We start from the raw sequence: 5331 nt of genomic DNA, 5'->3' as shown, positions 1-5331 counted from the left end.
GGGGCGATTCGAAGAACGGATCGCAAGTGATTGATCTTTGACAGTGTGCGCAGGTGACTTGTGTGGGCGTCTTGCGTTGGATGGATTCATGTCCAACAAATGCAAGCGTCTAACCTAAGAGTCAATTCAAAAGCTTGACGTTTTATGGTTAGGACAACGCTTCAGAAAGATAGAGCATCTTCGGATGTTCGAAAACTTAAGTGAAGAGTTTGATCCTGGCTCAGATTGAACGCTGGCGGCATGCCTAACACATGCAAGTCGAACGGCAGCACAGCAGTAGCAATACTGTGGGTGGCGAGTGGCGGACGGGTGAGTAATGCATCGGGACCTGCCCAGACGTGGGGGATAACGTAGGGAAACTTACGCTAATACCGCATACGTCCTACGGGAGAAAGCGGGGGATCGAAAGACCTCGCGCGGTTGGATGGACCGATGTTCGATTAGCTAGTTGGTGAGGTAATGGCTCACCAAGGCGACGATCGATAGCTGGTCTGAGAGGATGATCAGCCACACTGGGACTGAGACACGGCCCAGACTCCTACGGGAGGCAGCAGTGGGGAATATTGGACAATGGGCGAAAGCCTGATCCAGCAATGCCGCGTGTGTGAAGAAGGCCTTCGGGTTGTAAAGCACTTTTATCAGGAGCGAAATACTGCCGGCTAATACCCGGCGGGGCTGACGGTACCTGAGGAATAAGCACCGGCTAACTTCGTGCCAGCAGCCGCGGTAATACGAAGGGTGCAAGCGTTAATCGGAATTACTGGGCGTAAAGCGTGCGTAGGCGGTTCTTTAAGTCTGCTGTGAAATCCCCGGGCTCAACCTGGGAATGGCAGTGGATACTGGAGAGCTAGAGTGTGATAGAGGATGGTGGAATTCCCGGTGTAGCGGTGAAATGCGTAGAGATCGGGAGGAACATCAGTGGCGAAGGCGGCCATCTGGATCAACACTGACGCTGAGGCACGAAAGCGTGGGGAGCAAACAGGATTAGATACCCTGGTAGTCCACGCCCTAAACGATGCGAACTGGATGTTGGTCTCAACTCGGAGATCAGTGTCGAAGCTAACGCGTTAAGTTCGCCGCCTGGGGAGTACGGTCGCAAGACTGAAACTCAAAGGAATTGACGGGGGCCCGCACAAGCGGTGGAGTATGTGGTTTAATTCGATGCAACGCGAAGAACCTTACCTGGCCTTGACATGTCTGGAATCCTGCAGAGATGCGGGAGTGCCTTCGGGAATCAGAACACAGGTGCTGCATGGCTGTCGTCAGCTCGTGTCGTGAGATGTTGGGTTAAGTCCCGCAACGAGCGCAACCCTTGTCCTTAGTTGCCAGCACGTAATGGTGGGAACTCTAAGGAGACTGCCGGTGACAAACCGGAGGAAGGTGGGGATGACGTCAAGTCATCATGGCCCTTACGGCCAGGGCTACACACGTACTACAATGGTCGGTACAGAGGGTTGCAATACCGCGAGGTGGAGCCAATCCCAGAAAGCCGATCCCAGTCCGGATCGAAGTCTGCAACTCGACTTCGTGAAGTCGGAATCGCTAGTAATCGCAGATCAGCTATGCTGCGGTGAATACGTTCCCGGGCCTTGTACACACCGCCCGTCACACCATGGGAGTGAGTTGCTCCAGAAGCCGTTAGCCTAACCGCAAGGAGGGCGACGACCACGGAGTGGTTCATGACTGGGGTGAAGTCGTAACAAGGTAGCCGTATCGGAAGGTGCGGCTGGATCACCTCCTTTCGAGAACGACAGAACCGCTGACGTAAGACGTCCACACAAGACACCTGCATATCCGCACGCCAATGGCGTGAAAGGCGCGCTCCGCAAGGGGCGGCCTCGAAAGCTTTATGGGTCTGTAGCTCAGGTGGTTAGAGCGCACCCCTGATAAGGGTGAGGCCGGTGGTTCGAGTCCTCCCAGACCCACCACTAAGGGGCCATAGCTCAGCTGGGAGAGCACCTGCTTTGCAAGCAGGGGGTCGTCGGTTCGATCCCGACTGGCTCCACCAGTTCCACGCGGATATGTAGCGCACACAAAAAGATTTTGAAGCGAGACGGCACTGTGGCCGATTTCGTGTTCTTTGAAAATGTAAACGAGTGACAAGCGTCTTGGTTCGAAACCGAATCGAGATGTGTCGTTGAGGCAATTAAGCGAACGCGTTGTTTGGACGTGTGATCCCGAGGCGACTTGGGGTTATATGGTCAAGCGACCAAGCGTATACGGTGGATGCCTTGGCGGTCAGAGGCGATGAAGGACGTGGCAGCCTGCGAAAAGTGTCGGGGAGCTGGCAACAAGCTTTGATCCGGCAATGTCCGAATGGGGAAACCCACTGCGTAAGCAGTATCACTGAGTGAATACATAGCTCTGTGAAGCGAACTCGGGGAACTGAAATATCTAAGTACCCGAAGGAAAAGAAATCAACCGAGATTCCGTCAGTAGCGACGAGCGAACGCGGACTAGCCCAAAAGCACAGCATGTTTTAGCCGAACGGTTTGGAAAAGCCGGCCATAGCAGGTGATAGCCCTGTAGGCGAAAAGGCACGTTGTGTGAAATTGAGTAAGGCGGGGCACGTGAAACCCTGTCTGAACATGGGGGGACCATCCTCCAAGGCTAAATACTCCTGACCGACCGATAGCGAACAAGTACCGTGAGGGAAAGGCGAAAAGAACCCCGGAGAGGGGAGTGAAATAGACCCTGAAACCGTATACGTACAAGCAGTGGAAGCCCGCAAGGGTGACTGCGTACCTTTTGTATAATGGGTCAGCGACTTACTGTCAGTGGCGAGCTTAACCGTCTAGGGGAGGCGAAGGGAAACCGAGTCTGAATAGGGCGCATAGTCTCTGGCAGTAGACCCGAAACCGAGTGATCTATCCTTGGCCAGGTTGAAGGTGCGGTAACACGCACTGGAGGACCGAACCCACATCTGTTGCAATAGATGGGGATGAGCTGAGGATAGGAGTGAAAGGCTAAACAAACTCGGAGATAGCTGGTTCTCCTCGAAAGCTATTTAGGTAGCGCCTCGTATGTATCTTCCTGGGGGTAGAGCACTGTTATGGCTAGCGGGTCATCGCGACTTAGCAAACCATGGCAAACTCCGAATACCAGGACAGACTGTACGGGAGACACACGGCGGGTGCTAACGTCCGTCGTGAAAAGGGAAACAACCCAGACCCGCAGCTAAGGTCCCAAAGTTAGTGCTAAGTGGAAAACGATGTGGGAAGGCACAGACAGCCAGGAGGTTGGCTTAGAAGCAGCCACCCTTTAAAGAAAGCGTAATAGCTCACTGGTCGAGTCGGCCTGCGCGGAAGATTTAACGGGGCTAAGCACTACACCGAAGCTCGGGGTGCACACTTTGTGTGCGCGGTAGAGGAGCGTTCCGTAAGCCTGTGAAGGTGGGTTGAGAAGCCTGCTGGAGGTATCGGAAGTGCGAATGCTGACATGAGTAACGATAATGCGGGTGAAAAGCCCGCACGCCGAAAGCCCAAGGTTTCCTCGCGCAACGTTCATCGGCGCAGGGTGAGTCGGCCCCTAAGGCGAGGCAGAAATGCGTAGTCGATGGGAAGCCGGTTAATATTCCGGCACTTGTCTGCAGTGCGATGTGGGGACGGAGAAAGTTAGGTCTACCGGGCGTTGGTTGTCCCGGGGAAAGGCGGTAGGTGGTGATCTTTGGCAAATCCGGGATCACATACACCGAGCACCGAGACGAGCCCTTTAGGGCGAAGTGACTGATACTACGCTTCCAGGAAAAGCCACTAAGCTTCAGCTGCAGAGAAACCGTACCGTAAACCGACACTGGTAGGCAGGGTGAGAATCCCAAGGCGCTTGAGAGAACTCGGGTGAAGGAACTAGGCAAAATGGCACCGTAACTTCGGGAGAAGGTGCGCCCTTTTTGGTGGCTACATGCGTAGCTGAGCTGAGAAGGGTCGCAGTAACCTGGCCGCTGCGACTGTTTATCAAAAACACAGCACTCTGCAAACACGAAAGTGGACGTATAGGGTGTGACGCCTGCCCGGTGCTGGAAGGTTAATTGATGGGGTCAGCCGCAAGGCGAAGCTCTTGATCGAAGCCCCAGTAAACGGCGGCCGTAACTATAACGGTCCTAAGGTAGCGAAATTCCTTGTCGGGTAAGTTCCGACCTGCACGAATGGCGTAACGACAGCGGCGCTGTCTCCACCCGAGACTCAGTGAAATTGAAATCGCTGTGAAGATGCAGCGTTCCCGCGGCAAGACGGAAAGACCCCGTGAACCTTTACTACAGCTTCACACTGAACGTTGAGTTCTTCTGTGTAGGATAGGTGGGAGGCTATGAAACCGAGACGCTAGTTTCGGTGGAGCCATCCTTGAAATACCACCCTGAAGTGCTTGACGTTCTAACCTAGGTCCGTAATCCGGATCGGGGACCGTGTGTGGTGGGTAGTTTGACTGGGGCGGTCTCCTCCCAAAGAGTAACGGAGGAGCACGAAGGTACGCTCAGCGCGGTCGGACATCGCGCACTGTGTGCAAAGGCATAAGCGTGCTTGACTGCGAGATCGACGGATCAAGCAGGTACGAAAGTAGGTCTTAGTGATCCGGTGGTTCTGTATGGAAGGGCCATCGCTCAACGGATAAAAGGTACTCCGGGGATAACAGGCTGATACCGCCCAAGAGTTCATATCGACGGCGGTGTTTGGCACCTCGATGTCGGCTCATCACATCCTGGGGCTGTAGTCGGTCCCAAGGGTATGGCTGTTCGCCATTTAAAGTGGTACGCGAGCTGGGTTCAGAACGTCGTGAGACAGTTCGGTCCCTATCTGTCGTGGGCGTTGGAGATTTGAGGGGGGCTGCTCCTAGTACGAGAGGACCGGAGTGGACGTTCCGCTGGTGTTCGGGTTGTCATGCCCATGGCATTGCCCGGTAGCTACGAACGGAAGTGATAACCGCTGAAAGCATCTAAGCGGGAAGCACGCCCCAAGATGAGATCTCCCGAGTCCCAGAGACTCCTTAAGGCCCCATCTAGACTAGGTGGTTGATAGGCGCGGTGTGGAAGTGCAGCAATGCATTGAGCTTACGCGTACTAATGAGCCGTGCGGCTTGACCATATAACCCCAAGACGCTTCGTGAGTTCCTCAACTCACATCCCGATTCACCAGACGCTTGTCACTCGTTTACCCCTTTGCGGGGCTTGGCGCACCAAACTGCGCTGCCCCCACCCCTTCCCTGGCGACGATAGCGCTGTGGCCCCACCCGATCCCATCCCGAACTCGGAAGTGAAACGCAGCTGCGCCGATGGTAGTGTAGCTTGCTATGCAAGAGTAGGTCATCGCCAGGGGCTTTATCCTAAAACCCTCACCG

At 54.7% G+C, this 5331-nt stretch carries 2 tRNA genes and 3 rRNA genes; all 5 read left to right on the top strand.

Annotated features, from left to right (window positions below):
- The first annotated feature begins 197 nt into the window (after positions 1-197).
- The 5 genes from FHW84_RS22995 to rrf all read left to right on the top strand — a co-directional run bounded on the left by FHW84_RS22995 (position 198) and on the right by rrf (position 5308).
- Positions 198-1742, top strand: a 16S ribosomal RNA gene (locus FHW84_RS22995).
- A 109-nt stretch (positions 1743-1851) separates the two neighbouring features.
- Positions 1852-1928, top strand: a tRNA-Ile gene (locus FHW84_RS22990).
- Between the two features lie 4 nt (positions 1929-1932).
- A tRNA-Ala gene (locus FHW84_RS22985) sits at positions 1933-2008 on the top strand.
- Between the two features lie 191 nt (positions 2009-2199).
- Positions 2200-5078 (top strand): 23S ribosomal RNA (locus tag FHW84_RS22980).
- Positions 5079-5195: 117 nt separating this feature from the next.
- Positions 5196-5308, top strand: a 5S ribosomal RNA gene (gene rrf / locus FHW84_RS22975).
- The 16S, 23S and 5S rRNA genes sit together here with 2 tRNA genes alongside, the layout of an rRNA operon.
- Positions 5309-5331 lie beyond the last annotated feature (23 nt).

Origin of the sequence: Dyella sp. SG562 (assembly GCF_011759495.1) — a bacterium.
In the GTDB taxonomy this organism is placed as follows: domain Bacteria; phylum Pseudomonadota; class Gammaproteobacteria; order Xanthomonadales; family Rhodanobacteraceae; genus Dyella_D; species Dyella_D marensis.
The sequence above is the reverse complement of the archived record's forward strand: the minus strand, read 5'-3'. Positions and strand labels throughout refer to the sequence as shown.